The sequence below is a fragment of the Citrobacter sp. CK191 genome (genome assembly GCF_030333435.1).
GTDB classification, from domain to species: Bacteria; Pseudomonadota; Gammaproteobacteria; order Enterobacterales; family Enterobacteriaceae; genus Citrobacter_B; species Citrobacter_B koseri.
The window spans coordinates 175,635-202,250 of sequence record NZ_JAOWFX010000021.1; the positions used below are offsets into that span (position 1 = coordinate 175,635).

Below are 26,616 nucleotides of genomic sequence, written 5' to 3' on the forward strand. Positions count from 1 at the left end.
GGATAAGACGCCTCAGGCGTCGCCATCCGGCAAAAGATCAAAACAGTTCGTGTGTCTCACCGTTATCGATAATGGTGGTGCCCACCTCATGCACCGCCTGCTGCGTTGGCTGAGTGCCTTCGATAAAGTATTCCGCGCGGCTGTTACCGCCGTTTGCCAGTTGCCCGGTGCTTCTGTCGATATTGATCGTCACGATGCCCGGAGGCGGCGTCAACGGCTCTTCAGGAACCCCTTCCAGCACGGCTTTCATGTAAGCATCCCATGCGGGTTGCGCACTTTTCGCGCCACCTTCGTAACCAGAAATCTGGTCTTTGATCGCCCCGGACGCGGTAGTGCGCCCCAGATCGCGACGGTGATCGTCAAAGCCGATCCACACGGAAGTCACCACGCCCGGGCCGTAACCGGAGAACCAGGCATCTTTCGAGCTGTTGGTGGTTCCGGTTTTTCCGCCGATATCATGACGTTGCAGGTCGCGACCCGCGCGCCAGCCGGTGCCCATCCAGCCGGGTTCGCCGAAGATGTTGCTGTTCAGCGCGCTCTTAATCAGGAAGGCCAGCGGCGTGTTGATCACATGTGGAGCATATTCCTGCATTCCGCTTTGCGCCACTAACGCCTGGTTAGCCTGCTCCAGTTTTGGCATCGGCACGGTGGCGTTTTGCTGCTCCTGAGAGATGGCGACATCTTCAACGTTATTGTTTTCCAGCACGTTGGATTTTTGGGTATCACCGTAAATGACCGGGATATCGCAATCCGGGCAGGCGATTTTCGGCTTCGCTTCGAAGATCACGCCGCCCTGGTCGGTCTCTATCTTGCTGATGAAATACGGGTCTACCAGGAAGCCGCCGTTAGACATTACCGCATAACCGCGCGCCACCTGCATCGGGGTGAAGGACGCGGAGCCCAGCGCCAGCGATTCGGTATGCACGATGTTCTGCGCCGGGAAACCGAAGCGTTGCAGATACTCTGCGGCGTAATCCACGCCCATCGCGCGCATCGCCCGCACCATCACCACGTTTTTCGACTGACCCAGACCCTGACGTAAGCGGATTGGCCCGGCATACTGCGGCGGGGAGTTTTTTGGCCGCCAGTCGGAACCGGCGCCAGCATCCCAGCGGGAAATCGGCACGTCGTTCAGCATACTCGCCAGCGTCAGACCTTTATCCATCGCGGCGGTATAGAGGAACGGTTTGATGTTCGACCCGACCTGACGCAGCGCCTGCGTGGCGCGGTTGAATTTACTCTGGTTGAAGTCAAAACCGCCGACCAGCGCCAGAACCGCGCCGTTTTGCGGGTTGATGGAAACCAGCGCCGAGTTCACATCCGGGACTTGCGCCAGCCACCAGGCATCACCCATCTGGCGAACCCAGATTTGTTGGCCTGTCTGTACGGCGTCGGTCACTTTACGCGGCGTCGGGCCCTGTTGGGTATCCGAACGGTAAGGGCGCGCCCAGCGTACGCCTTCCATCCGCAGCGACACGGAGGTGCCATCAGCGAGCATCGCGGTGGCTTCCTGCGGATTCGCGCCGGTAATGACGGCGGGCAGCAACGGCCCGTAGGTTGGCAGGGCTTTCAGCGTGTCGGTGATTTTTTTGTTGTCCCAGGCGGTTTCGCCTACTTTCCACAGCACGTTCGACGGCCCGCGATAGCCGTGGCGCATGTCGTAGTCCAGCACGTTGTTACGCACGGCTTGCTGCGCCGCCTGCTGTACTTTGCGGGTGATCGTGGTGTAAATGCGATACCCGTCTTCATAGGCGCTTTCGCCATAACGGCTGTACATTTCCTGGCGCACCATTTCCGACAGATACGGCGCTGAGAACGCGATTTCCGGCGCATGGTAATTGGCGTCAATCGCTTCGCCGCGCGCCTGATCGTACTGCGCCTGGGTGATGTAGCCTTCGCTCAACATACGAGACAGCACCACGTTACGACGCGCCGTCGCCCGATCCATCGAGTAGAGCGGGTTAAATGTGGAAGGGGCTTTCGGCAGACCGGCAATCACCGCCATTTCGCTCAGGGTGAGCTGATCGACCGTCTTACCGAAATAGACCTGCGCCGCCGCGCCGACGCCGTAGGCACGGTAGCCGAGGTAGATCTTGTTCAGGTAAAGTTCGAGGATCTCATCTTTGCTCAGCATCTGCTCAATGCGGATTGCCAGGAACGCTTCCTTAATTTTACGCATCAGCGTGCGTTCCGGGCTCAGGAAGAAGTTTCTCGCCAGCTGCTGGGTGATGGTACTTGCCCCCTGTGAGGCATGGCCTGAGAACAGCGCGACGCTGGCCGCACGGAAGATCCCTACCGGATCGACGCCATGATGCTCGTAAAAGCGGCTGTCTTCCGTAGCGATAAAGGCTTTAACCATTTCCGGCGGCATCTGGTCAAGCGTGACCGGGATACGACGTTTTTCGCCATACTGCGCGATCAGCTCGCCATCCGCGCTGTAAACCTGCATCGGAATCTGCAAACGCACGTCTTTTAAGGTCGCGACGTCAGGTAGTTGCGGCTCGATATAGCGGTAGAGGCCATAAATCGAGCCTGCTCCCAGCAGGATGCAACATACTGCAAGGATCAATAAATACTTTACGAACTTCACTGGAGATTTCCCATTTAGTGTCATTTGGGCAGTTTATAAACAAACGCGCGGTAGTATAAAGGCAAGCCAGACGCATTGATATACCCGTAAGAGCGACCATTGATAAGGAGATCATAAGCAATGGCTTTCAGGTTCTGGCAAATTGGCCTTCATATTCAGCAGCATGAGGCGCTGGCTGTCGCCGTGGTTCGCGGCGCGTCAGGCTGGTCTTTACAACGCTGGTGGCGGGTGCCGCTGGCGGAACGCACCTTCGTTGACGGGCATCTTCGCGAGCCTGAACAGCTCGTCGATGCGTTGCTTCCGTGGCGTCGTTCGCTTCCTCACCGGCATCATATTTATCTCTCTTTCCCTGCCTGCCGGACGCTGCAAAAGCATTTTCCGCGCCCGGAAATGGCGCTGCGCGAACGTGAACAAACGGCGTGGCTGACCGGCGCGATGGCGCGTGAGCTGGATATGCCCCCCGACGCCCTGTGCTTTGACTATCGCGAAGATACCCTGACTCCGGCATTTAACGTGACCGCCGCCCAAAGCAAGGAGGTAGCGACCTTATTAACGCTGGCGCAAAAACTGAAAATGCAGGTGACGGCGATTACGCCGGATGCCTGCGCATTACAGCGCTTTATTCCTTATCTGCTGGCGCACCAGCAGTGTCTGGCCTGGCGTGACGAAGAACAGTGGCTGTGGGCGACGCGCTATGCGTGGGGACGAAAACCGCTACAAGAGGCGGCCTGCGCCGACAGTCTTGCCGCGACGTTGTCCATTGAGCCGGAAAGTCTGACGGTGTGCGGCGCGGGCGGCTTCGAACCCTGGTGCGCGGTTGCCATTCGCCAGCCTCCCGTTCCGCCGGAAGGCCATACCTTTGCCATCGCACTGGGATTAGCAATGGGGGCGCCGTGCTGATGAGTCATCCGGTCAACTTTTTGCCCTGGCGTCAGTCCCGGCGGCGCGAATGTCTGCGATTCTGGAGCGTTATGTTCAGCGGTTCACTGCTGCTGACCATCGCGCTGGGGTGCATCCATGAGGTTACGCTCACGGCGCAAAAGCGGGTGGATGCGCAGTGGTCGATCGCAGAAAAAGAGCGCGCCGCCGCGCTGCTGGCGATCCAACCCCGCTTACAGCAGCGGCAGACCGCGTGGCAGCAAGCGTTGCAGCGGCAAACGGAATATGAGCAGACGCGGCGCTGGCAGAGCGTGCTGGAAGGGATGGCGGCGCTGTTGCCCGAGCAGGCGTGGCTAACCCGGTTATCCTGGCAGCAGGGAACGCTGGAACTTGAGGGATACGCGACGACATTTCTTGCGTTAAACACGCTGGAAACCGCGTTGCGTCATCATCCTGATTTCCCGTTAGCCGGGAGTGGGGCAACGCAGCAGGATGCGCAGGGACGCTGGCAATTTCATTACCCGTTAAAAAGGAGCCTCGCAGATGGTCGCGCTTTTTGACCTCTGGTGCGGATTATTGCCGCGAACCCGCCTCTTCTGCTGGTTAGGCTGGAGCCTGGGGCTGGGATTACTAGTTTGTTTATACACGTTTTCTTCGGGCGCGCAGCAACAGGAGCGGCAACGAACGGCGCTGGCGCAACAGCGGGCGGCTATCGACCGGCAGTGGCGGGGTCTGCGCCAGATCGCCGCATCAATGGATATGTCTCGTTTAGCGTCGGCCAGCAAGCGCGTGCCTTTTTCCCCTCTGGATTTTCAGCGCTCTCCGGTACGCCTTCTTCACTGGCAGCCTTCCGCGCAGGGCGGCGAGCTGGCGCTGGCATCCACCTGGGAGGCGGTTCCGCAACTGTTCAGTCGGCTGGCGGAGCGTGGCATGCGCATTAACCGCTTTTCGCTTGTTCCGCAGGAGACGGAGCTGCTGTTGACGCTACAGCTGGAGCGGCTGACTGATGACTAAGCGCTGGCTGTTGGTCTGTAGCTGCCTGCTGATGCTGACCGGAATGCGCGACCCCTTCAAACCGCCGGAGGACCGATGCCGGATCGCTGAACTGCCGATGTGGCGTTACCAGGGCGTGGTGAGTCAGGGAGAGCGCCTGACTGGCATTCTCAAAGACAGCCAGCAGAAGTGGCGGCGCGTCGAACAATATCAGGTGCTGGAGAACGGCTGGACGATTTCCCGACTGACGGCAGACAGTATAACGCTTGAGACCGGTAAAGGCTGTGAACCGTCACAGTGGCGGTGGCAACGACAAGGAGAAGTGAATGAAGCGATGGATAGCCGCAGCGTTGATCGCCGTGATGCCCGCCGTACAGGCGGGGAAAGCGCAAAACGTGACGCTGGTGGTGGATGATGTTCCTGTTGTTCAGGTGTTGCAGGCGCTTGCCGCGCAGGAGAAGAAGAATCTGGTGGTCTCGCCTGACGTCAGCGGTTCGCTGTCGCTGAGTCTGACGAATGTGCCGTGGAAGCAGGCGGTGCAGACGGTCATAAAAAGCGCCGGGCTGGTGCTGCGCCAGGAGGGGAATATTCTGCATGTTCACTCGGTTCACTGGCAAAACGAAAACGCCGCGCGGCAGGAGGCCGAGCAGGCAAGGCTTCGGGCCAACTTACCGCTGGAGGATCGCAGTATTTCTCTGCAATACGCCGATGCCTCCGAACTGGCAAAAGCGGGAGAAAAACTGCTGAGCGCCAAAGGCAGTATGACGGTAGATAAGCGCACCAACCGGTTATTGCTTCGGGATAACAACGCCGCGCTGGCGGCGCTGGAAAAGTGGGCGGCGCAAATGGATCTCCCCGTTGAGCAGGTTGAACTGGCGGCGCATATCGTCACCATAAATGAAAAAAGCCTGCGTGAGCTGGGGGTAAAGTGGACGCTGGCGGACGCGCAACAGGCCGGGTCGCCAGGGCAGGTGACGTCGCTTGCCAGCGATCTGTCCGTCGCGGCCGCCACGTCTCGCGTCGGGTTTAACATCGGGCGCATCAACGGTCGCTTGTTGGATCTTGAGCTTTCCGCCCTGGAGCAGAAGCAGCAACTTGATATTATCGCCAGCCCACGACTGCTGGCTTCGCACCTGCAACCCGCCAGTATTAAGCAGGGGAGCGAAATCCCGTATCAGGTCTCCAGCGGCGAGAGCGGGGCGACGTCCGTGGAGTTTAAAGAAGCGGTGCTGGGGATGGAGGTGACACCCACCGTTTTGCCGAAGGGACGCATTCGCCTGAAACTTCACATCAGCCAGAACGTTCCCGGTCAGGTGCTACAGCAGGCGGATGGCGAAGTGCTGGCGATCGATAAGCAGGAGATCGACACACAGGTCGAGGTTAAAAGCGGCGAAACGCTGGCGCTGGGCGGCATCTTTTCGCGCAAAAACAAATCCGCTAAAGATAGCGTCCCGCTGTTAGGCGATATCCCCTGGCTTGGTTCCCTTTTCAGCCATGATGGAAAAGAGAACGAGCGGCGCGAACTGGTGGTGTTCATTACCCCCAGACTGGTTGCGGCAGAATAATTTATGCCTGAAATCGCGCTGTTTTTGCACTGAACACGTTTCAGGGATTTGACGTGGGGGTGTATTTAGCATACAAGGAGTACCGATTTGAGAGTTGGTTCTTCTCGTCGCTATCCGGCGACGCTGCCTCCGGGGTTGTCTACAATATGTCTTGGTAATTTATTCAGTTGCCAAACCCGTTGGAGTATTGAGATAATTTTCAGTCTGACTCTCGCAATATCTTATGAGGTTTCAGTTCATGTCCTGCTGCGCAAGGTGTCTGCGACGCGGGTTTATCATTAACGAATTGTCTTAGTAGTACCGAAAAAATGGCAGAGAAACGCAATATCTTTCTGGTTGGGCCTATGGGTGCCGGAAAAAGCACTATTGGGCGCCAGTTAGCTCAACAACTCAATATGGAATTTTACGATTCTGATCAAGAGATTGAGAAACGAACCGGAGCTGATGTGGGCTGGGTCTTCGATGTAGAAGGTGAAGACGGCTTCCGTGATCGCGAAGAAAAAGTCATCAACGAGTTGACGGAAAAACAGGGTATTGTGCTGGCAACCGGCGGTGGCTCTGTAAAATCACGTGAAACGCGTAACCGTCTCTCCGCGCGTGGCGTCGTGGTGTATCTTGAAACGACAATCGAAAAACAACTTGCGCGTACGCAGCGCGACAAGAAACGCCCGCTGTTGCAGGTAGAAGCTCCGCCTCGTGAAGTTCTGGAAGCGTTGGCCAACGAACGCAATCCTCTGTATGAAGAGATTGCCGACGTGACCATTCGTACCGACGATCAGAGCGCTAAGGTCGTGGCAAACCAGATTATTCATATGCTGGAAAGCAACTGATTCTGGCTTAATACATACTCGGTAAGCGGGTACAAGTAACTAAGGTGGATGTCGCGTCATGGAGAGGATTACAGTTACTCTCGGGGAACGTAGTTACCCTATCACCATCGCGGCTGGTTTGTTTAACGAACCAGCTTCATTCTTACCGCTGAAATCGGGCGATCAGGTTATGTTGGTGACCAACGAAACCCTGGCTCCCCTTTACCTTGATAAGATCCGTAGCGTACTTGAACAGGCGGGGGTTAACGTAGATAGCGTTATCCTGCCCGATGGCGAAAAGTATAAAAGCCTGACGGTACTTGATACGGTTTTCACCGCGTTACTGCAAAAACCGCACGGTCGCGATACCACGCTGGTTGCCCTCGGCGGCGGCGTGATTGGCGACCTTACCGGTTTCGCCGCCGCCAGCTATCAGCGTGGCGTGCGTTTTATCCAGGTCCCGACGACATTGCTGTCGCAGGTCGACTCCTCCGTAGGCGGGAAAACCGCTGTAAACCATCCCCTCGGCAAGAACATGATCGGCGCGTTCTACCAGCCTGCTTCTGTGGTGGTGGATCTCGACTGTCTGAAAACGCTTCCTGCGCGTGAGCTGGCATCGGGTCTGGCGGAAGTGATCAAATACGGCATCATTCTTGACGGTGAATTTTTCACCTGGCTTGAGGACAATCTGGACGCGTTATTACGTCTGGAAGGTCCGGCAATGGCGTACTGTATCCGCCGTTGTTGTGAGCTGAAAGCCGAAGTTGTTGCAGCAGACGAGCGCGAAACGGGCTTACGTGCTTTACTGAATCTGGGACATACCTTTGGTCATGCCATTGAAGCTGAAATGGGTTATGGCAATTGGTTACACGGTGAAGCTGTCGCCGCTGGTATGGTGATGGCGGCGCGTACGTCAGAGCGTCTCGGTCAGTTTAGCGCTGCGGATACGCAACGCATTATTACGCTGCTCCAGCGCGCAGGTCTGCCTGTACACGGGCCGCGTGAGATGTCTGCTCAGGCGTATTTGCCACACATGCTGCGCGATAAGAAAGTCCTGGCGGGCGAGATGCGCTTAGTGCTCCCGCTGGCGATAGGGAAAAGTGAAGTACGCGGCGGAGTGCCGCACGAAATCGTTCTCAGCGCTATTGCTGACTGTCAGCAGGCGTAACAACAAGAAAGGTCGGACTGATACTGCACGGTATTGGTCATTTAAATTCAGGTTAACTGCAACGTCGTAAGCATTAACCTTTGAGTGGGGTGTTAAATGGATGAATTCAAACCAGAAGACGAGCTGAAACCCGATCCCAGCGATCGTCGTACTGGTCGTACTCGTCAATCTTCTGAACGCGATAATGATCCACAGATCAATTTCGATGACGTCGACCTGGATACGGACGATCGTCGTCCAGGGCGTGCGCGAAAGGCGCGTGAGGAAGAGCAGTACAGCGAAGACGATTATGAATCCGATGATGCAGTGGATGAAGAGCGCGTAGAGCGTCGTCCCCGCAAACGTAAGAAAGCCGCCAGCAAACCCGCTTCCCGTCAGTACATCATGATGGGTGTCGGCGTTCTGGTGTTGCTGCTGCTGATCATCGGTATTGGCTCCGCGCTGAAAGCCCCTTCACCCTCCTCTTCCAGCGATCAAACGGCGTCTGCCGAGAAGAACATCGATCTTTCCGGCAATAACGCGACCGATCAGGCGAGCGCCACGCAGCCTGCGCCAGACGCTGAACAGACCGCCGGAAACACGCAGCAGGATGTTTCTCTGCCGCCGATCGCCTCAACGCCAACGCAGGGTCAGGCGCCTGCCGCGACCGAAGGCCAGCGGCGTGTGGAAGTTCAGGGCGATCTGAACAATGCGCTGACTCAGCCGCAGGGCCAGGAACAGGTTAACAATGTGGTGGCGAACTCCACGCTGCCGACGGAACCTGCCACCGTTGCGCCAATCCGCAACGGCAATGCGCCGCGTCAGACGGCGGCGACGCAATCGGGCGAGCGTCAGGCCACTACGCGCCCGGAACGTAAGCAGGTTGTGATTGAGCCGAAGAAACCGCAGACCACCGCGAAAGCGACGCCAGCGGAACCGAAGCCGACCACGCAGCCGAAACGTAGCGAACCTGCCGCGCCGGTCGCGACGACGAAAGCGCCAGCAACTTCCGCGCCAGCGGCAACGACCGCGCCGAAAGCCACCGCTGCGCCTGCACAAACCGCAGCGCCAGCGCAAACCACAGCGGCAGCCGGCAGTGCGGCTGGTACGAAAAGCACAGGTAACGTGGGTTCGCTGAAGTCTGCGCCTTCCAGCCATTACACCCTGCAACTCAGCAGTTCTTCTAACTACGACAACCTGAACGGTTGGGCGAAGAAAGAAAACCTGAAAAACTATGTGGTGTATCAGACGACGCGTAACGGCCAGCCGTGGTATGTTCTGGTAACGGGTGTGTATGCGTCTAAAGATGATGCCAAACGTGCGGTGTCTACGTTGCCAGCCGATGTGCAGGCGAAAAACCCGTGGGCAAAACCGTTGCATCAGGTGCAGGCCGATCTGAAGTAATAGTCATGTTAAAGCGCAGGATGCTGTCGGAGCTTTCTCCACAGCCGGAGAAGGTGTAATTAGTTAGTCAGCATGAAAAAGAATCGCGCTTTTCTGAAGTGGGCAGGGGGGAAATACCCCCTGCTTGATGACATCAAACGGCATTTACCGAAAGGTGAATGTCTGGTTGAACCCTTTGTGGGGGCCGGGTCGGTGTTTCTTAACACCGACTTTTCTCGTTATATTCTTGCCGATATTAATAGTGACCTTATCAGCCTCTATAACATCGTGAAGTCGCGTACTGAAGAGTATGTGCGGGCTTCCCGCGAGCTGTTTACGCCTGAGACGAATCAGGCCGAGGTTTACTATCAACTCCGTGAAGAGTTCAATACGAGCCGGGAGCCGTTCCGTCGCGCGGTCCTGTTCTTATACCTGAACCGCTATGGTTACAACGGCCTGTGCCGCTATAACTTGCGTGGGGAGTTTAACGTGCCGTTTGGCCGTTACAAAAAGCCCTACTTCCCGGAAACGGAGTTGTACCATTTTGCCAAAAAAGCGCAGAATGCAGAGTTTCATTGCCTTTCGTATGAAGAGTGTATGGATCGTGCTGATAGCAATTCTGTGGTCTATTGCGATCCGCCTTACGCACCGCTTTCTGCGACGGCGAATTTCACCGCTTATCATACCAATAGCTTCAGCCCAAAAGAGCAGGCGCGCCTGGCGGAGATGGCAGAAAAGCTGGTCAGCAAGCGGATCCCGGTGTTAATTTCGAACCATGACACGCCCGATACCCGCGAGTGGTACAAAGCGGCGAAACATTTTCAGGTCAAAGTGCGTCGCAGTATAAGCAGCAATGGCGGCACACGTAAAAAGGTGGACGAACTGCTGGCTCTGTACCAACCAGGAGTCGTAACGCCTGCGAAAAAATAATTCTCAAGGAGAAGCGGATGAAACAGTATTTGATTGCCCCCTCAATTCTGTCGGCTGATTTTGCCCGCCTGGGTGAGGACACCGCGAAAGTGCTGGCTGCTGGTGCGGATGTCGTGCATTTTGACGTCATGGACAACCACTATGTGCCGAACCTGACCATCGGCCCGATGGTGCTGAAATCCCTGCGCAAATACGGTATTACCGCCCCCATCGACGTGCATTTGATGGTGAAGCCGGTTGACCGCATCGTGCCGGATTTCGCCGCAGCGGGCGCCAGCATCATTACGTTTCATCCCGAAGCCTCCGAGCATGTCGATCGTACCTTGCAGCTGATTAAAGAAAACGGCTGTAAAGCGGGTCTGGTGTTTAACCCGGCCACGCCGCTGAGTTATCTGGATTACGTGATGGATAAGCTGGATGTGATCCTGCTGATGTCCGTCAACCCGGGTTTTGGCGGCCAGTCTTTTATTCCGCACACGCTGGAGAAGCTGCGTGAAGTGCGTCGTCGTATTGATGAGTCAGGTTATGACATTCGCCTGGAAGTGGACGGCGGCGTCAAGGTGAACAACATCGGCGAAATCGCCGCGGCGGGCGCAGACATGTTTGTGGCAGGCTCCGCGATTTTCGACCAACCAGACTACAAAAAAGTCATTGATGAAATGCGCAGTGAACTGGCAAAGGTAAGTCATGGATAAATTGCAGGATATTCGGGGTGTCGCCTTTGACCTCGACGGCACGCTGGTTGACAGCGCGCCGGGATTAGCCGCTGCGGTAGATATGGCGTTATACGCGCTGGAACTGCCTACCGCTGGCGAAGATCGCGTAATTACCTGGATTGGTAACGGCGCGGATGTATTGATGGAGCGTGCGCTCGCCTGGGCTCGACAGGAACGCGCTACGTTACGTAAAACAATGGGCAAACCGCCTGTTGATGATGAGATCCCCGCCGAGGAGCAGGTGCGTATTTTGCGTAAGCTGTTCGACCGCTACTATGGCGATGTGGCGGAAGAAGGGACGTTCCTGTTCCCGCACGTAGCCGATACGCTGGGCGCGCTGCATGCCAAAGGGCTGCCGCTTGGACTGGTGACCAATAAGCCGACGCCGTTTGTGGCGCCGCTGCTTGAAGCGCTGGATATCGCCAAATACTTTAGCGTGGTTATTGGCGGCGACGATGTGCAGAACAAAAAGCCGCATCCCGATCCGCTGCTGCTGGTGGCAAAGCGGATGGGCGTCGCGCCTGAACAGATGCTCTTCGTGGGCGATTCGCGTAATGACATTCAGGCTGCAAAAGCGGCTGGCTGCCCGTCAGTCGGCCTCACGTACGGCTACAACTATGGCGAATCAATCGCTCTTAGCCAGCCGGATGTGATTTACGACACTATTAATGACCTTCTGCCCGCTCTCGGGCTTCCGCATAGCGAAAATCAGGAATCGAAAAATGACTAAGCCCATCGTTTTTAGTGGCGCACAGCCCTCAGGTGAATTGACCATTGGCAACTATATGGGTGCGCTGCGTCAGTGGGTGAACATGCAGGATGACTATCATTGCATTTACTGCATCGTTGACCAGCATGCGATCACCGTGCGTCAGGATGCACAGCAGTTGCGTAAGGCGACGCTGGATACGCTGGCGCTCTACCTGGCGTGTGGTATCGATCCTGAGAAAAGCACCATCTTTGTTCAGTCCCATGTGCCGGAGCACGCGCAGCTGGGCTGGGCGCTGAACTGCTACACCTATTTCGGCGAACTGAGCCGGATGACCCAGTTCAAAGACAAATCCGCGCGCTATGCCGAGAACATCAACGCCGGTCTGTTTGATTACCCGGTTCTGATGGCGGCAGACATTTTGCTGTATCAAACGAATCAGGTGCCGGTGGGTGAAGATCAGAAACAGCATCTGGAATTGAGCCGCGACATCGCGCAGCGTTTTAACGCGCTGTATGGCGATATCTTTAACGTTCCTGAGCCGTTTATTCCAAAATCCGGCGCGCGCGTGATGTCACTGCTGGAACCGACCAAAAAGATGTCCAAGTCGGACGATAACCGTAACAACGTCATCGGCCTGCTGGAAGACCCGAAATCGGTGGTGAAAAAAATCAAACGTGCGGTGACGGATTCCGACGAGCCGCCGGTAGTGCGCTACGACATCCAGAATAAAGCGGGGGTGTCTAACCTGCTGGATATCCTCTCCGCCGTAACCGGCCAGAGCATCCCTGAGCTGGAGCAGCATTTCGAAGGCAAGATGTATGGTCATCTGAAAGGTGAAGTGGCTGAAGCCGTTTCCGGTATGCTGACCGAGTTGCAGGAGCGTTATCATCGCTTCCGCAGCGACGAAGCCTTCTTGCAGAAAGTGATGAAAGAAGGGGCGGAAAAAGCCAGCGCCCGTGCTTCCGAAACGCTGAAAGCGGTCTACGAAGCGATCGGCTTTGTCGCGAAGCCGTAATGCGCACCGCGCCATAGGCCAGATAAGGCGTTTACGTCGCCACCCGGCGTAAACACGGCGAGGCCTACAGTGTGATGCGACACCACACATTAAAAAACCGGGGATTTCCCGGTTTTTTTGTCTCTCTGCGTACCCGTGACGAAAAACTGTGAGGCGTCTCGCCATTTACGCACATCGTCATTGCGCGATATCTTCATTTTAATGAATATATAAATATTCACTTTACTGAAAATTTATGATGCGTCGAACATTTATCAAAAAAGAGGGGGTCGTGCTGACGACCCTGGCCCGCTACCTGCTTGGTGAGAAATGCGGTAACCGTTTGAAAACGATAGATGAACTGGCTAACGAATGCCACTCATCGGTGGGGTTAACGCAGGCCGCATTAAAAACGCTGGAGTCTTCCGGGGCGATCCGTATTGAGCGTCGTGGGCGCAACGGCAGCTTCCTGGTGGAGATGGATAACAAAACGTTGCTGTCGCATGTGGACATCAGCAACGTTGTTTGCGCGATGCCGCTGCCGTACACCCGTCTGTATGAAGGGCTGGCGAGCGGGCTGAAAGCGCAGTTTGAAGGGATTCCATTTTATTACGCACACATGCGTGGGGCGGACATCCGGGTTGAGTGCCTGCTGAATGGCGTCTACGACATGGCCGTGGTGTCGCGTCTGGCCGCAGAGAGCTACCTGGCGCAAAACGGGTTGCGCATCGCGCTGGAACTGGGGCCCCACACCTATGTCGGCGAGCACCAGTTGATCTGCCGTAAAGGCGAATCCGACCGGGTGAAACGAGTGGGGCTGGATAACCGTTCGGCAGATCAGAAAATCATGACCGAAGCCTGTTTCGGCAAAAGTGATGTGGAGCTGATAGACCTCTCTTATCACGAAAGTCTTCAGCGCATTGTGAAAGGTGATGTGGATGCGGTGATCTGGAATGTGGTGGCGGAAGCGGAGCTGGCATTGCTGGGGTTAGAAGCGACGCCGCTCACCCGCGATCCTCGATTCTTGCAGGCCACCGAAGCCGTGGTGCTGACCCGGTCGGACGATTACCCGATGCAGCAACTGCTGCGCGCCGTGGTGGACAAACAGGCGCTGCTCGCCCATCAGCAACGTGTGGTCAGCGGTGAACAGGAACCCAGTTACTAAGTTAATCAAAGGCATTGTAAATGGAAAACAGACTCAGCCTGCTGTGTGACGCAGGGGTTATCGACGAAGATATTTGCCGTGGCATGTTGCAGGTCGTCAGACGACTGGACGAGGAGTGGAAGCTGCCGGTGCATACCGAGCAGGGGACGATGGCGATAACCCACATGGCCAGCGCGTTAATGCGCAGTCGCCGGGGAGAGGTGATTGACGCGCTGGATCGCGAGCTGTTGGCGGAACTGACGCAATCTCCCCACTGGCCCGCGATTTTGTTGGCGCACCAGGCGCTGCTGGCGGAGTTTGCGGTTTCGCTTCATGCCAATGAGGAAGGCTATTTGTTGGCAAATCTATATGGGCTGTGGATGGCGGCGCACGAAGCGTCGTGAGGAATACCGTACATCAACGTACCACACCTTAAATATTCAAAAAAATGAATATTTAATTCAGGGATTAGAAACCGAGGCACAAAGATGTTTATACACGCATTGAAACGCCAGAATCCGGCGCTGATTACCGCCGCGATCCGACTCTGGCAGCAGGGAAGGATCGTCCCGGACAGCTGGGTGATTGATGTTGATCAGGTGCTGGAAAACGGGAAGCGCCTGGTTGATACGGCTCATCAATACGGCATCACGCTGTATCTGATGACAAAACAGCTTGGGCGCAATCCCTGGCTGGCGGAAAAGCTGCTGGCGCTGGGATATGCCGGAATTGTCACGGTGGATTACAAAGAGGCCAGGGTCATGCGCCGCGCCGGATTGCCGGTAGCGCATCAGGGGCATTTAGTGCAGATCCCCTCCCGGCAGATTGACGAAGCGGTGGAGCAAGGGACGGACGTGATTACGCTCTTTTCGCTGGAGAAGGCGCGTGAAGTGTCGGCGGCGGCGGTGAAGGCCGGGCGCGTACAGGCGGTAATGCTGAAGATTTACGGCGAGCAGGATTTTCTTTATCCGGGGCAGGAGAGCGGCTTCCCGCTGGCGCGCCTTGATGACGCTGTGAATGACATTCGCCGTCTGCCGGGGCTCCATGTCACGGGGTTAACGCATTTCCCCTGCCTGCTGTGGGATGACGCATCAGGTGAGACCAGGCCGACGCCCAATCTGCATTCCCTGGTCAAGGCGAGGCAGCAACTGGAAGAGCGGGAGATTGCCATTGAGCAGCTTAATGCGCCCTCTGCAACCAGCTGCGCGTCTTTGCCGCTGTTGGCGCGGTATGGCGTCACCCATGCCGAACCGGGCCATGCGCTGACCGGCACCATTCCGTCGAATCAGCAAGGCGATCAGCCTGAACGCATTGCGATGCTCTGGCTGAGTGAAATTTCGCACCATTTTCGTGGCAACAGCTACTGCTATGGCGGCGGCTATTACCGCCGGGGACATGCGCGCAACGCGCTCGTTTTTACGCCGGAAAACGACGTTCCCGCGAAAACGACGCTGGAACCCGTCGATGACAGCAGTATCGACTACTACCTGCCGCTTGCAGGGACGTTTCCGGTGAGCAGCGCCGTGGTGCTCTGTTTTCGTACCCAAATTTTTGTGACGCGCAGTGACGTGGTGCTGGTGTCTGGCATTCAGCGCGGCGCGGCGGAAATCGTCGCCCGTTATGACAGTCTCGGAAACGTACTGGAGGCGTAATGGCTCGTTTTGTGGTGCTGGTGATTGATAGCTTCGGCGTCGGCGCAATGAAGGATGTGGCGGAGGTTCGCCCGCAGGATGTCGGGGCGAATACCTGCGGACATATTCTGCGTCAGCTCCCGCAGCTACATCTACCGACGCTGGAGAAACTGGGGCTGATTAACGCGCTGGGCTATGCGCCAGGCGTTATGGCTCCCTCGGCATCGGCAGTGTGGGGGATCGCGGAATTGCAGCATGAAGGAGGGGATACCTTCATGGGGCATCAGGAGATTTTAGGCACGCGTCCGCAGGCGCCGCTGCGTATGCCGTTTAGCGAGGTGATTGATCGCGTTGAGCTGGCGCTGAAGGCGGCGGGCTGGCAGGTAGAGCGACGTGGCGGCGAACTGGCGTTCCTGTGGGTCAATGAGTCGGTGGCGATAGGCGATAACCTCGAAGCGGATTTAGGGCAGGTTTACAACATTACCGCCAACCTTTCCGCCATCGCCTTTGACGAGGTGCTGAAGATTGGCTGCATTGTGCGTGAACACGCGCAGGTGGGGCGCGTCATTGCATTCGGCGGCACGCTTCACGACAGCCAGCGGATTCTGGACGCCGCAGAAGCGAAAGAGGGGCGTTTTATTGGCATCAATGCGCCGCGATCCGGCGCATATGAAAGCGGTTTTCAGGTTGTTCATATGGGCTATGGCGTGGATGAACGGGTTCAGGTGCCGCAAAAACTGCATGAGGTTGGCGTGCCGACCGTGCTGATCGGCAAAGTGGCGGATATCGTGGCGAACCCTCACGGACGTAGCTGGCAAAACCTGGTGGACAGCCAGCGCATCATGGATATCACGCGCGATGAATTCAGTGCCGCCCGGCACGCGTTTATCTGCACCAACATCCAGGAAACCGATCTGGCGGGGCACGCCCAGGATGTCGCACGTTATGCGGAACGTTTGCAGGTAGTTGACCGTAATCTTGCGCGGCTGACAAGCGAGATGACACCCGATGATTGTCTGCTGGTGATGGCCGACCACGGCAACGATCCGACGATAGGTCACAGTCACCATACCCGTGAAAGAGTGCCGATTCTGGTCTACCGGCAGGGGCTGAAGCCTGTTCAGTTAGGCCTTCGCGCCACGCTGTCGGATGTGGGCGCGACGGTCTGTGAGTTCTTTGGTGCGCCCGCGCCACAAAACGGCACCTCTTTCTTTTCGTCATTACAGCTCACAGGAGACGCCGTATGAATTTTGATACGTCAGGCTACACCTGGGCCCATGAGCATCTGCACATCGATCTCTCCGGGTTCAAAAATAACCTCGACTGCCGGTTAGATCAGTACGATCTCATTTGTCAGGAGATGAAAGATCTGCGGGCGTTGGGCGTGCGCAACATCATTGAAATGACTAACCGCTATATGGGGCGCAACCCGCAATTCATGCTCGATTTGATGCGGGATAGCGGGATAAACGTGGTGGCCTGCACGGGTTACTACCAGGACGCATTTTTCCCTGAGCATGTCGCGACCCGCAGTGTGGAGCAGCTTGCGCAGGAGATGATCGATGAGATTGTCATCGGTATTGATAACACGACGCTGAAAGCCGGAATTATTGCGGAAATCGGCTCCAGTGAAGGGGTGATTACGCCGCTGGAAGAGAAGGTGTTTATCGCCGCTGCGCGCGCCCACAATGAAACCGGACGCCCCATCTCTACCCATACCTCGTTCAGTACGATGGGGCTGGAGCAACTGGCCTTGTTGCAGGCGCAGGGCGTCGATCTCTCCCGCGTGGTGATTGGTCATTGCGATCTGAAAGATAACCTCGACGGCATTTTGCAGATGATCGATCTCGGCGCGTACGTGCAGTTCGACACCATCGGCAAAAACAACTACTACCCGGATGAAAAGCGCATCGACATGCTGAATGCGCTGCGCCAGCGTGGTTTGCTCAACCGCGTGATGCTTTCGATGGATATTACCCGCCGCTCCCATCTAAAAGCCAATGGCGGCAATGGCTACGACTACCTGTTAACCACCTTTATCCCACAGCTGCGCCAGTCAGGATTCAGTCAGGCCGATGTGGACACGATGTTGCGTGATAACCCCTCACAATTTTTCCAATAAGGACAGAAAGATGAAAAAGATTGGTGTTGCTGGCTTACAGCGTGAGCAGATTAAAAAAACCATCGAGACCGTGGCGCCCGGCTGCTTTGACGTGTCCATTCACAACGATATGGACGCGGCGATGAAAGTGAAGTCCGGGCAACTGGATTATTACATCGGCGCGTGTAATACCGGCGCTGGCGCGGCGTTGTCGATAGCGATTGCGGTGATTGGCTACAACAAAAGCTGCACCATCGCTAAGCCGGGTATCAAAGCGAAAGACGAGCATATCGCAAAGATGGTCGCGGAAGGGAAAGTGGCGTTTGGCCTCTCTGTCGAACATGTTGAGCATGCGATTCCCATGCTGGTTAACCACTTGAAATAAAAGGCATGCTTATGGAGCTGTATATTCAGATTCTGGTGGTGGCCTGCCTGACGGGGATGACGTCGCTACTGGCGCATCGCTCAGCCGCCGTTTTCCATGACGGGATTCGCCCGATCTTACCGCAACTGATCGAAGGCTATATGAACCGCCGGGAGGCGGGGAGTATCGCGTTTGGTTTGAGTATCGGTTTTGTGGCGTCGGTGGGGATCTCATTTACCCTCAAAACGGGGCTGCTTAACGCCTGGCTGCTGTTTTTACCTACCGATATTCTTGGCGTACTGGCGATCAATAGCCTGTTGGCGTTTGGGCTTGGCGCCGCCTGGGGCGTGCTGATTCTGACCTGTTTGCTGCCGGTGAACCATCTGCTTACCGCCTTGCCGGTTGACGTGCTGGGGAGCCTTGGCGAGTTGAGTTCCCCGGTTGTCGCCGGTTTTGCGCTGTTCCCGCTGGTGGCGATTTTTTATCAATTCGGCTGGAAACACAGTCTTATCGCTGCGGTTGTGGTGCTGATGGCGCGTGTCCTGGTGGTGCGCTACTTCCCGCATCTGAACCCGGAATCGATTGAGATTTTTATCGGCATGGTGATGCTGCTGGCGATTGCGATTACGCACGACCTGCGCCACCGTGGCGATGAGGAGATGGATACCAGTGGGTTATCCGTCTTTGAGGAGCGCACCTCCCGCATTATTAAAAACTTACCGTATATCGCAATCGTCGGCGCGTTGATTGCGGCGGTTGCCAGTATGAATATTTTTGCCGGCAGCGAGGTGTCGATCTTTACCCTTGAGAAAGCCTATTCCGCTGGCGTTACGCCTGAAGAGTCGCAGACCTTGCTTCATCAGGCGGCGCTGGCGGAGTTCATGCGTGGGCTCGGCTTCGTGCCGATGATCGCCACAACGGCGCTGGCGACGGGCGTGTATGCGGTGGCCGGTTTTACCTTTGTGTATTCCGTGGGCTATCTGGCGCCGAATCCGTGGATTGCCGCCATCCTGGGGGCGGTCGTGATTTCTGCGGAAGTGCTGCTGTTGCGCTCAATTGGGAAGTGGCTCGGACGCTACCCGTCGGTGCGCAATGCGTCGGACAATATCCGTAACGCGATGAATATGCTGATGGAAACCGCGCTACTGATCGGCTCTATTTTTGCGGCGATCAAGATGGCGGGTTATACCGGCTTCTCGATTGCGATTGCTATCTACTTCCTCAACGAGTCGCTGGGGCGCCCGGTGCAGAAGATGGCCGCGCCGGTCGTGGCCGTGATGATTACCGGTATCTTGTTGAATATTCTCTACTGGTTCGGTCTGTTTATTCCGGCCTGAGGAGGCGTCTAAATGAAAACCTTCCCCCTGCAAAGCCTGACGCTCGCCGAGGCGCAGCAGAAGCAGTTTGCGCTGGTGGACACGGTGTGTCGTTATTTTCCGGGCGCGGATTTTTTAAAGGGTGGCGATCTGGGGTTAAGTCCGGGGCTTAACCAGCCGGGAACCACCCGACAAGTGGAAAAGGTGCTGGCGGAGGCGTTTCATGCTGAGGACGCGGTGCTGGTGCAGGGCGCGGGAACCGGCGCGATTCGGGCCGGGCTGGCTGTGCTGCTGAAACCGGGGCAACGCCTTCTGGTGCATGATGCGCCGGTTTATCCCACAACGCAGGGGATCGTCGAGCAGATGGGGATTGTGCTTGTCAGAGCGGATTTCAACGATCTGGCGACGATAACGCAGGTTATCGCAGAGCATCGGCCCCATGCGGCGCTGGTGCAACATACGCGTCAGCAACCGCAGGATTGCTATTCTCTGGCTGGGGTGCTGGCGGAGCTTGCGCGATGCGTCGTCCCCACGCTGACCGACGATAATTATGCGGTGATGAAAGTGGCGCGTATTGGCTGTGAATGTGGGGCCACGCTGTCCACGTTTTCCTGTTTTAAACTCTTCGGGCCTGAAGGCACCGGCGCGGTGGTGGGGGAGGCGGAAGCCATCGCCAGAATACGTGCGACGATGTATTCCGGCGGCAGCCAGATTCAGGGCGCACAGGCGCTGGCGGTGCTTCGTGGCCTGGTTTTCGCGCCAGTGATGCACGCAGTGCAGGCCGGGGTGACGGAACGTTTACTCGCCTTGTTAAACAGTGGAGTCGTGCCGGAAGTGAAGCAGGCGGTGATTGCGAATGCGCAATCGAAAGTGTTGATTGTGGAGTTTCACCAGCCCGTTGCCGAAAAGGTGCTGGAGGAGGCGCAAAAGCGCGGGGCGTTGCCTTACCCGGTAGGCGCGGAGTCCAAATATGAAATCCCGCCATTGTTTTATCGCCTTTCCGGTACGTTTCGTGCGGCCCGTCCGGGTCTGGCGCGTTATGCGATTCGTATTAATCCCAACCGCAGCGGCGAAGAAACGGTGTTACGTATTTTGCGGGAAAGCCTGATGGCGCTGCGCTTATCAGGCCTACAATGATACACATGAAAAAACCGGGGAATCCCCGGTTTTTTTGTATCGTGCGACAACGGTTTCGATTATTGATCCGCGGCTGGGCCGCAACCACCAATAATTTTTGAAATAGAAATTGCCGGGTGAAGTAAATAATCGTAACTGCAATCATTCTTTTTGTTTTCGATATGACCCGTACACGCGGTGAGCGTAGCCAGCATCCCTGCCACAACGGCAATCTTTGCAATTTTAAACATGACAAAATCCTTGTAAATAAAACAATTTTAATTGTATGAGATAAATGGAAAAATCCATTTTGCGGACGTTACCATATCAATTAATAAGGGAGCGAGGTAGTCCAGATAAGGACTTCTTATTCTGCGGGTAATATGCTTTGCGTAGATTCAGCATAATAAAAAACGGCCTGGAGATGATGTATATTCTCCAGGCCGTGGCGTTTATTTAATTAACGGAATGTTTTCTTAAAGTTCAGCATAAAGCCTTTATCGCTGATGCCATCCTCTTTCCACTGATAAGCGTCGAGATGCAGGCTGCTGTCCTGGGCGCTGTACTTCACGCCCATCGTTGCCAGACCGTTCAGACCGCCGCCTTTCTGACCGTCGTCAACGCTAAAGCGCTGGTCGCTTGCACCCGCCAGCGTGGCGCTACGCTGGCTTTTCGTGTAGCTCAGGTTAGGGCCGCCTTCCAGCGTGGCGCTTGCGCTCCAGCCGTTTTCCCCGGCGTAGTCCATTTTCAGGCCAAGCACGGAATCTACGGCCGTTTCGCTGCCGCTGTTCATCGACAGGTTGAAGTCCCCGGCGCTGCGCTCTTTGTAACCTTCTTCCAGTGTGTGACGCAGCTTAACGCCCGCATACGGCGTGATTTTCAGCGCATCGTCCATCAGGTTAAAGGTTTTTGCCCCTTCGCTGCGGAACTCCATGTACTGCTGACGGGCGTCAGAATCCGCCATTTTATTGACATCGCCATAGGCGACAGAGCGGCTGCTGTCGAGGTTATGCACGTCATAACGCAGGCTGTTGTTCCAGGCCAGACCCTCATTAAAGGTCATGCTGTGCTTCAGGCCGAAGAACTGGCTGTAGCCGCCGGTCACGCCGTTGTCGCCCGCTTTCTGCGAACCGTCGCCGTCCAGACGCGCAATACCGTATTCCAGCGTCAGGTTCTGGCTGGCGGTCAGATCCAGCGTCTGGCGCAGCGCCAGCATGTCGTACTGGGTGTCGTTACCCAGTTCGGCACGCGGATCGCCTTTCGCCATCACGTTGAACGCCAGACCGTCTTTCACCTGCGGCGCGGCGTCCGCCAGCATCGTAAAGCGATTGCTGAGTACGCGGGCTTCGCGGAAGACGGTGTTCGCCTGGCTGCCGCTGACCTGTTTCAGGGCGTTGTTCAGCTCTGCGGTCGTGCCAACGTTCAGGCTGTTGTACAGCTCATTGTTGGTATACCCGGCGTCCAGCGCCTGTGCGACGTCGCTGACGGAACTCTCCGTCGCCACATCCGCATAGGCGTTTTTGGTCATGGTGATGTCAACGTTACCGTCGCCGTCGGTGCTGCCCTGGGCGTTCCACACCACGCTGGTGGAGGTGATATTGTCCGCGCCCTGGATATTACTGCCGGTAAAGGCGTTATCGACCACGACGGTGGTCTCTGCCGTACCTGCGGTAAAGCCGGTATTCACCTTCACGTCGTCGCCAATCATCAGGTTATTCGCTTTCAGCGTACCGGAACTGCCGTCGGCATTGGTGCCCACAATGTAGTTGCTTAACATCTGCGGCGCGTTCGGATCGGCCGGAGGCGCTGGAATATCACCCTGCGTCGGCGCGACAATCGCATCCGGGATCACGATATCCGCCGTACCGTTGTGATCGTTCTGCGTACCCGTAGTGCCAGGGGCGTAGATGCCGCAGCCGGTGTCGCACAGCAGATTCACTTCGCCATTATTGATGATGGTTTTGCTCTGGCCGCCAAACGCGTAAGAGTCATTCGCGTACACGTTGATCACGCCATCGGCGGTGTTGTTGATGGTGGTGGCGTTGCCGTTACCTTTGATACCGATAAGTCCGGTGCCGTTGGTTCCGTCTATTTGCCCCTGTTCGGTGCCGACGTTGATGGTGCCGCTGTTGACCAGGTCGATGATATAACTGCTGGTGCCGCCGCTGATCGCCACGGCATTGTCGCCCTGGACGTTAATGGTCCCTTCGTTGCCAAAGCTATAGCCACGGCTGAGGTTGATCAGGGGGGCGTCCGGGTTAATACCATTAATCACGCCGGTTTCCGTGTTCCAGATCCACATCGGGGAGTTGCTGGCATTCGCGGTGGTGATGGCGCTGTAACCGTTGGTGGCGGTAATGGTGCCGCTGTTCACCTGAGCGATGGAACTGCTGGTACGCGTCATGTTGATGATGGTGTTTTCGCCGCCTTCTACCGCGCTGCCGCTGTTGGTAAGCGTTGCGCCTTCCTGGTTATAAAACGCAAAGCTGCCGTTGATGAGCGATTTGCCATCTTCCGCCACCGTCATATTGCCGGTATTGACGACTTCCTGGGCGTAAGAGGTTCCTGCAATTGAGCCGGTAAAGCTGCCCTCGTTGAACAGGGTGATATCGCCATTAAGCGTCAGGAGGTCAGTGGTCAGGCTGCCGTCTGCGCGGTTGAACAGGCTGTGATACGTGGTGATCGTATCGGCATGCATCGTCCCGTGGTTTTCCATATTGCCAGCGTTATTAATCGCCATATCGCCGTTGACGGTCAGCGTGGCGCCTGCTTCGTTGTACAGCCAGCCGCTAACATCGAGATCGCCGTTCAGCGTTTCATTGCCGTAATTCGCCAGCGCTCCGGTGGTGAAAAAGCCCGCTTCTGAAGTTTGGCTATCGCTGTCGCCGCTGCCGGGCAGCGACCGTATCCAGATTTTGTCGGTTGGCATGGAACCCATATGTGGGTCGTTTTCGTCCATCGGGCTGCCGTTCAGGTTGATGGCGCCGTTATTGATGATGTAGCTGTTGCTGTCGCTAAGGAACGCCTGACCGTAGTCGGCATCAATATTGATGGTGCCGGTGGTGTCGTTCACGACGGTGCCGCCGTTTAATGCGGCCATCCCCACCAGTTGGTTTTCCTCGCCGGTCACACCTTCATCAGCGGTCAGCGTAATAGTACCCTGGTTAACGGCCGTGCCGCCGCTGAGCGCCATCATACCGAACCCGGCGTTGTTGACGGTGATGGTGCCGGTGTTGATGGCCGTGGCGTCACCGTAGCCGATGTCTGAGGAACCGGCAACCATTGCCGAGCTGGTCAAATAGAGGTATGTCGGCTGCCAGTAGTCTGTGCTGATGATATTGTTTTCATCGTCCAGCGTCGGGATAAAACCGTCCAGATAAATATCGCCTTCGTTTAACGCCGTCCCTACACTGGCACTGACGCCATATGCTCCCGCGCCCTGTAAATGGACGGTCGCTCCTTTATCATTAACGACGCTGCCGCCCTGGGTCGCCAGCATGGCGTAAAGCGTGTGGGTATACCATCTTTCCGGGTAGATATTGATACCGTTAATGAACTCTGGCGTTTGGTTAGAAAAGAGGGTGATATCGGCCCCTGCTTTGTTGTGTACGACCGTATCTTCGCCATTTGCACGGGTGATGGCAGAACGGTCATCTCCCGTATCGCCACTGCTTCCGTAGATGAGAATATTGCCGCTGTTGCTCGCTTCCGCTCCCTTATCGGCAAGGAGAACGTTGACTGTTCCGTGGGTGGTAATATCGCCCTGATTTTCAATCGTCGAGCCCTGGCCATGAGCTGACAGCAGGGCATTACTTCCGGTGGAGTAATTTAAGTTCAGATAGTCGGCGTTCACTTCAATCGTGGCGTCATCGGTAATGAGCAGAGAGCCGCCATTATTAACGTTTGCCAGCGTGGCCTGGCCACCTGTGATAGTGGTCATATCCACGGTAGATTTACCGCTTAGCGTTAACGTGTTGTCACCATCAATGTTGATACCGATAGCTTCAGAGCCAATAGACGCTTCGTTTTGGGAAAAGTCGATGTTTATACCACCGGCGACATTCACGGCGTTACCGCTGCCGCTGATATTGAGGCCGGTAACGCTCGCATACCCAGAGCTGACATCAGAACTGTCAAGATGGATATTCATCGCGCCATCCAGATTGACCGTATTTTGATTGCCGTTGACGGTAATGCCTTGTAACTGCTCATCGCTTTTAATTTGAGCGTCTTGCGCGTAACCAGCCTCAATGTTCACATTACCCAGAATGGTTGTCGTATTCGTGTCGCCAGAAACGTTAAGACCGGTTGCCCCACGAAATACGCCGCTGCTGTCCTGAGCCGCAGTCACGTTAATATCGCCCGTCAGACTGACCTGCGATTCAGTACCGCTGATCAGCGTTCCCGTACCGTTAAGGCTGGTGTTGATATTACCTTTGTTGTTGAAGGTGTTTTGTGTACCGGCAACAACGAAGCCCACTGAGCCGTCGTTACGCACGGTGGTGGTGCCGCTGTTTATGAGTTCGCTTTCTTCGCCGTTGATGGTCAGGCCCGTCGCGCCATTCATAACCAGCAGGTCGCCATTCTGCGTCATGTCAGCGTTATTGCCCGTAATGGTGGCGATCGTTGAGCCAGCGCCGTCGACGGCCATATTACCGGTATTGAGTACGCGGGCGTTGTCGCCATTGATGCGTACGCCCGTCGCGCCATCGGCGATGAGCTGATTACCTTCATTAATCACCAGCGCATGATCACCCTCAATGTACAACCCCGTAGAGCCGGCACCGCGGGTTGTCGAATGGCCTTTGTTATCGACGATAGCATCGTCACCGGTGATTTTGGCCCCGGTGCCGCCGTCAGAAACGTTTAATTCCCCTTCGTTGATGAGGCGAATGTTATTGCCGTTAATGATGGAACCGGTAGAGCCTGCGCCGCTAATGCTGGAAGTCCCCGCATTATCAATGAGGGTGTTATCACCATCGATAACGATGCCCGTACCGCCGCCGCTGATGGTGATATCGCCGGAGAGCGAGGTCGAGGTGCCATTGCCGGAAATTAACGCCCCGGTAGCGCCATCTACCGTACTTTTGCCTGAGATAGCGTTAGTTGTGCCGTCGCCGCTAATAACCAGGCCAACTGCGCCATTGGTCACGGTGGAATCCCCGTTCAGCGTATTACGGGTGTTATCGCCCGAGATAATGACGCCGGTACGATTTTTCCCGCCGATATCCAGTTCGCGATCGGTGGTGTGCGTCTTGCCGTCTCCGGTGACAACCTGGGTATTGTTATCCGCGAGGATCAGATAGCCCCGGCTGTCGTACTTCCAGTAAAAGCCGTTGGCCTGAGCGCCTTCAATCACGGCCGCGTTGCTGTCGGTAACGTTCCAGCCGGAAATCGCCAGCGTTTTGCCGTCCTGGGTGGTTAACTGCCACTGCGCGTCTTGTTCGGAATAACTGAGCGTGGCTTCGCCGAGGTGCTCGCCGTTATCCAGTTTGATGTCGTCGAAGTGCAGGGTGTCTGTGCCTTTATCCAGCGTCACCTGATTGCTGAAGGTCGTCACGGACGTGTCGTCAGGCGGTACTGGCGTATCACCGCCATCATCGGGCGGTGTGACGTCGCCGCCATCATCGGGAGGCGTTGGGGTGACATCTCCGCCGTCATCCGGCGGCGTTGGGGTAACGTCGCCCCCGTCGTCTGGCGGGACTGGCGTTGTTGAATGGTGGTGAGAGTCGCCGTCGCTGTGATTGCCAATGGCGATGCCCGCCGCCAGAGCCGCTACGCCGCTGGCGACCCATGCCCAATGGTTATCCTGCCCGGCTTCTGCCGTCAGACATTTCGCCGGTAACTTATTGCGTTCCGCCTGAGATAACGACGAAATATTTACCGGACATTCTTTCTCATCTTCTGTATTCTCTGCCGCAATTGCCGGGCAGTAATATGTTTGCAGTGCAATCGCAATACCCACTGCAAGGAGTTTTTTCCTTTGCATAAACATAGTTGCCATCCTGTAAATAAAATAAGAAATATAAGGCGGCCCTGACAGACAACCTTTATTTGCAAAATTAATGAATGGCGCTATTTTGCCACTGACTACCCAGGGGGCGTCAATCCAGCCTTTATTCTGTCGATATTTGTGCGGTGAATTTATTTGGCGAATAAAAAAGAGATAATGGCTGTTTTGTGCGGTATTTTATGGCGTTATTCTTTTTTATATTTACGCAATGAA

General features: G+C 56.0%; 23 protein-coding genes. 20 read left to right on the top strand and 3 right to left on the bottom strand.

Annotation, left to right across the window (positions count from 1 at the left end; genetic code table 11):
* Positions 1 to 37 precede the first annotated feature (37 nt).
* Positions 38 to 2,590 carry a peptidoglycan glycosyltransferase/peptidoglycan DD-transpeptidase MrcA gene (gene mrcA / locus OGV82_RS05220; protein ID WP_047460696.1) on the bottom strand — a complete coding sequence of 851 codons (2,553 nt, stop codon included), beginning with the start codon at positions 2,588 to 2,590 and terminating at the stop codon, positions 38 to 40.
* Positions 2,591 to 2,710: 120 nt separating this feature from the next.
* Here mrcA and OGV82_RS05225 point away from each other — a divergent pair, with 120 nt between their 5' ends.
* The 20 genes from OGV82_RS05225 (at position 2,711) to OGV82_RS05320 (ending at position 20,411) form a co-directional block, all read left to right on the top strand.
* Entirely contained in the window at positions 2,711 to 3,490 is a 780-nt protein-coding gene (locus OGV82_RS05225) for a type IV pilus biogenesis protein PilM (RefSeq protein WP_101744199.1), read from the top strand.
* Positions 3,490 to 4,029, top strand: coding sequence for a PilN domain-containing protein (locus tag OGV82_RS05230; protein WP_180961902.1), 540 nt, complete (start codon positions 3,490 to 3,492; stop codon positions 4,027 to 4,029). The genes OGV82_RS05225 and OGV82_RS05230 overlap by 1 nt, the downstream gene beginning before the upstream one ends.
* On the top strand, positions 4,013 to 4,483 hold the full coding sequence (locus OGV82_RS05235; protein ID WP_101744201.1) for a HofO family protein: 471 nt from the start codon (positions 4,013 to 4,015) through the stop codon (positions 4,481 to 4,483). The genes OGV82_RS05230 and OGV82_RS05235 overlap by 17 nt, the downstream gene beginning before the upstream one ends.
* Entirely contained in the window at positions 4,476 to 4,877 is a 402-nt protein-coding gene (locus tag OGV82_RS05240) for a DUF2531 family protein (protein ID WP_012135501.1), read from the top strand. The genes OGV82_RS05235 and OGV82_RS05240 overlap by 8 nt, the downstream gene beginning before the upstream one ends.
* Entirely contained in the window at positions 4,789 to 6,027 is a 1,239-nt protein-coding gene (hofQ, locus tag OGV82_RS05245) for a DNA uptake porin HofQ (protein ID WP_101744202.1), read from the top strand. The genes OGV82_RS05240 and hofQ overlap by 89 nt, the downstream gene beginning before the upstream one ends.
* Before the next feature lie 308 nt (positions 6,028 to 6,335).
* Positions 6,336 to 6,857: a shikimate kinase AroK gene (aroK, locus tag OGV82_RS05250; protein WP_012135498.1), complete on the top strand. Its 522-nt coding sequence runs from the start codon at positions 6,336 to 6,338 to the stop codon at positions 6,855 to 6,857.
* 58 nt (positions 6,858 to 6,915) lie between these two features.
* Positions 6,916 to 8,004, top strand: coding sequence for a 3-dehydroquinate synthase (gene aroB, locus OGV82_RS05255; RefSeq protein WP_047460717.1), 1,089 nt, complete (start codon positions 6,916 to 6,918; stop codon positions 8,002 to 8,004).
* 96 nt (positions 8,005 to 8,100) lie between these two features.
* Positions 8,101 to 9,387: a cell division protein DamX gene (damX, locus tag OGV82_RS05260; RefSeq protein WP_101744203.1), complete on the top strand. Its 1,287-nt coding sequence runs from the start codon at positions 8,101 to 8,103 to the stop codon at positions 9,385 to 9,387.
* Between the two features lie 72 nt (positions 9,388 to 9,459).
* Positions 9,460 to 10,296: an adenine-specific DNA-methyltransferase gene (dam, locus tag OGV82_RS05265; RefSeq protein WP_012135494.1), complete on the top strand. Its 837-nt coding sequence runs from the start codon at positions 9,460 to 9,462 to the stop codon at positions 10,294 to 10,296.
* A 17-nt stretch (positions 10,297 to 10,313) separates the two neighbouring features.
* Positions 10,314 to 10,991 carry a ribulose-phosphate 3-epimerase gene (gene rpe, locus OGV82_RS05270; RefSeq protein WP_012135493.1) on the top strand — a complete coding sequence of 226 codons (678 nt, stop codon included), beginning with the start codon at positions 10,314 to 10,316 and terminating at the stop codon, positions 10,989 to 10,991.
* Positions 10,984 to 11,742: a phosphoglycolate phosphatase gene (gph, locus tag OGV82_RS05275; protein WP_012135492.1), complete on the top strand. Its 759-nt coding sequence runs from the start codon at positions 10,984 to 10,986 to the stop codon at positions 11,740 to 11,742. Before rpe ends, gph begins: the two co-directional genes overlap by 8 nt.
* Complete coding sequence (trpS, locus tag OGV82_RS05280; protein ID WP_012135491.1) at positions 11,735 to 12,739, top strand: tryptophan--tRNA ligase; 1,005 nt, start codon at positions 11,735 to 11,737, stop codon at positions 12,737 to 12,739. Before gph ends, trpS begins: the two co-directional genes overlap by 8 nt.
* Positions 12,740 to 12,977: 238 nt before the next feature.
* On the top strand, positions 12,978 to 13,883 hold the full coding sequence (gene yhfZ, locus OGV82_RS05285; protein ID WP_024131011.1) for a GntR family transcriptional regulator YhfZ: 906 nt from the start codon (positions 12,978 to 12,980) through the stop codon (positions 13,881 to 13,883).
* Positions 13,884 to 13,903: 20 nt separating this feature from the next.
* A complete protein-coding gene (locus OGV82_RS05290) occupies positions 13,904 to 14,266 on the top strand; it encodes a hypothetical protein (protein ID WP_047460724.1) in 363 nt (120 codons plus the stop codon).
* Between the two features lie 84 nt (positions 14,267 to 14,350).
* On the top strand, positions 14,351 to 15,514 hold the full coding sequence (locus OGV82_RS05295; protein WP_101744204.1) for a YhfX family PLP-dependent enzyme: 1,164 nt from the start codon (positions 14,351 to 14,353) through the stop codon (positions 15,512 to 15,514).
* Positions 15,514 to 16,740 carry a phosphopentomutase gene (locus OGV82_RS05300; RefSeq protein ID WP_101744205.1) on the top strand — a complete coding sequence of 409 codons (1,227 nt, stop codon included), beginning with the start codon at positions 15,514 to 15,516 and terminating at the stop codon, positions 16,738 to 16,740. The genes OGV82_RS05295 and OGV82_RS05300 overlap by 1 nt, the downstream gene beginning before the upstream one ends.
* A complete protein-coding gene (locus tag OGV82_RS05305; protein WP_012135485.1) occupies positions 16,737 to 17,615 on the top strand; it encodes a phosphotriesterase-related protein in 879 nt (292 codons plus the stop codon). Before OGV82_RS05300 ends, OGV82_RS05305 begins: the two co-directional genes overlap by 4 nt.
* Positions 17,616 to 17,625: 10 nt before the next feature.
* On the top strand, positions 17,626 to 17,979 hold the full coding sequence (locus OGV82_RS05310; RefSeq protein WP_047460736.1) for a DUF2620 domain-containing protein: 354 nt from the start codon (positions 17,626 to 17,628) through the stop codon (positions 17,977 to 17,979).
* A gap of 11 nt (positions 17,980 to 17,990) precedes the next feature.
* Complete coding sequence (locus OGV82_RS05315; RefSeq protein WP_024131010.1) at positions 17,991 to 19,295, top strand: YhfT family protein; 1,305 nt, start codon at positions 17,991 to 17,993, stop codon at positions 19,293 to 19,295.
* Positions 19,296 to 19,307: 12 nt separating this feature from the next.
* Positions 19,308 to 20,411, top strand: coding sequence for a PLP-dependent aminotransferase family protein (locus OGV82_RS05320; protein ID WP_101744206.1), 1,104 nt, complete (start codon positions 19,308 to 19,310; stop codon positions 20,409 to 20,411).
* 59 nt (positions 20,412 to 20,470) lie between these two features.
* Here OGV82_RS05320 and OGV82_RS05325 read toward each other — a convergent pair whose 3' ends face one another.
* Entirely contained in the window at positions 20,471 to 20,641 is a 171-nt protein-coding gene (locus OGV82_RS05325; protein ID WP_012135480.1) for a YhfL family protein, read from the bottom strand.
* Positions 20,642 to 20,850: 209 nt separating this feature from the next.
* The gene (locus OGV82_RS05330; RefSeq protein WP_101744220.1) at positions 20,851 to 26,379 is read right to left on the bottom strand and encodes a pectate lyase-fold domain-containing protein; all 5,529 of its coding nucleotides are present in this window, start codon (positions 26,377 to 26,379) and stop codon (positions 20,851 to 20,853) included.
* Between the last annotated feature and the right edge of the window lie 237 nt (positions 26,380 to 26,616).

Bases quoted from the DNA above. Each gene is read 5' to 3' on its own strand.
- OGV82_RS05225 (WP_101744199.1), top strand. From the start codon at position 2,711: ATGGCTTTCAGGTTCTGGCAAATTGGCCTTCATATTCAGCAGCATGAG.
- OGV82_RS05230 (WP_180961902.1), top strand. From the start codon at position 3,490: ATGAGTCATCCGGTCAACTTTTTGCCCTGGCGTCAGTCCCGGCGGCGC.
- OGV82_RS05235 (WP_101744201.1), top strand. From the start codon at position 4,013: ATGGTCGCGCTTTTTGACCTCTGGTGCGGATTATTGCCGCGAACCCGC.
- OGV82_RS05240 (WP_012135501.1), top strand. From the start codon at position 4,476: ATGACTAAGCGCTGGCTGTTGGTCTGTAGCTGCCTGCTGATGCTGACC.
- hofQ (WP_101744202.1), top strand. From the start codon at position 4,789: ATGAAGCGATGGATAGCCGCAGCGTTGATCGCCGTGATGCCCGCCGTA.
- aroK (WP_012135498.1), top strand. From the start codon at position 6,336: ATGGCAGAGAAACGCAATATCTTTCTGGTTGGGCCTATGGGTGCCGGA.
- aroB (WP_047460717.1), top strand. From the start codon at position 6,916: ATGGAGAGGATTACAGTTACTCTCGGGGAACGTAGTTACCCTATCACC.
- damX (WP_101744203.1), top strand. From the start codon at position 8,101: ATGGATGAATTCAAACCAGAAGACGAGCTGAAACCCGATCCCAGCGAT.
- dam (WP_012135494.1), top strand. From the start codon at position 9,460: ATGAAAAAGAATCGCGCTTTTCTGAAGTGGGCAGGGGGGAAATACCCC.
- rpe (WP_012135493.1), top strand. From the start codon at position 10,314: ATGAAACAGTATTTGATTGCCCCCTCAATTCTGTCGGCTGATTTTGCC.
- gph (WP_012135492.1), top strand. From the start codon at position 10,984: ATGGATAAATTGCAGGATATTCGGGGTGTCGCCTTTGACCTCGACGGC.
- trpS (WP_012135491.1), top strand. From the start codon at position 11,735: ATGACTAAGCCCATCGTTTTTAGTGGCGCACAGCCCTCAGGTGAATTG.
- yhfZ (WP_024131011.1), top strand. From the start codon at position 12,978: ATGCGTCGAACATTTATCAAAAAAGAGGGGGTCGTGCTGACGACCCTG.
- OGV82_RS05290 (WP_047460724.1), top strand. From the start codon at position 13,904: ATGGAAAACAGACTCAGCCTGCTGTGTGACGCAGGGGTTATCGACGAA.
- OGV82_RS05295 (WP_101744204.1), top strand. From the start codon at position 14,351: ATGTTTATACACGCATTGAAACGCCAGAATCCGGCGCTGATTACCGCC.
- OGV82_RS05300 (WP_101744205.1), top strand. From the start codon at position 15,514: ATGGCTCGTTTTGTGGTGCTGGTGATTGATAGCTTCGGCGTCGGCGCA.
- OGV82_RS05305 (WP_012135485.1), top strand. From the start codon at position 16,737: ATGAATTTTGATACGTCAGGCTACACCTGGGCCCATGAGCATCTGCAC.
- OGV82_RS05310 (WP_047460736.1), top strand. From the start codon at position 17,626: ATGAAAAAGATTGGTGTTGCTGGCTTACAGCGTGAGCAGATTAAAAAA.
- OGV82_RS05315 (WP_024131010.1), top strand. From the start codon at position 17,991: ATGGAGCTGTATATTCAGATTCTGGTGGTGGCCTGCCTGACGGGGATG.
- OGV82_RS05320 (WP_101744206.1), top strand. From the start codon at position 19,308: ATGAAAACCTTCCCCCTGCAAAGCCTGACGCTCGCCGAGGCGCAGCAG.
- OGV82_RS05325 (WP_012135480.1), bottom strand. From the start codon at position 20,641: ATGTTTAAAATTGCAAAGATTGCCGTTGTGGCAGGGATGCTGGCTACG.
- OGV82_RS05330 (WP_101744220.1), bottom strand. From the start codon at position 26,379: ATGCAAAGGAAAAAACTCCTTGCAGTGGGTATTGCGATTGCACTGCAA.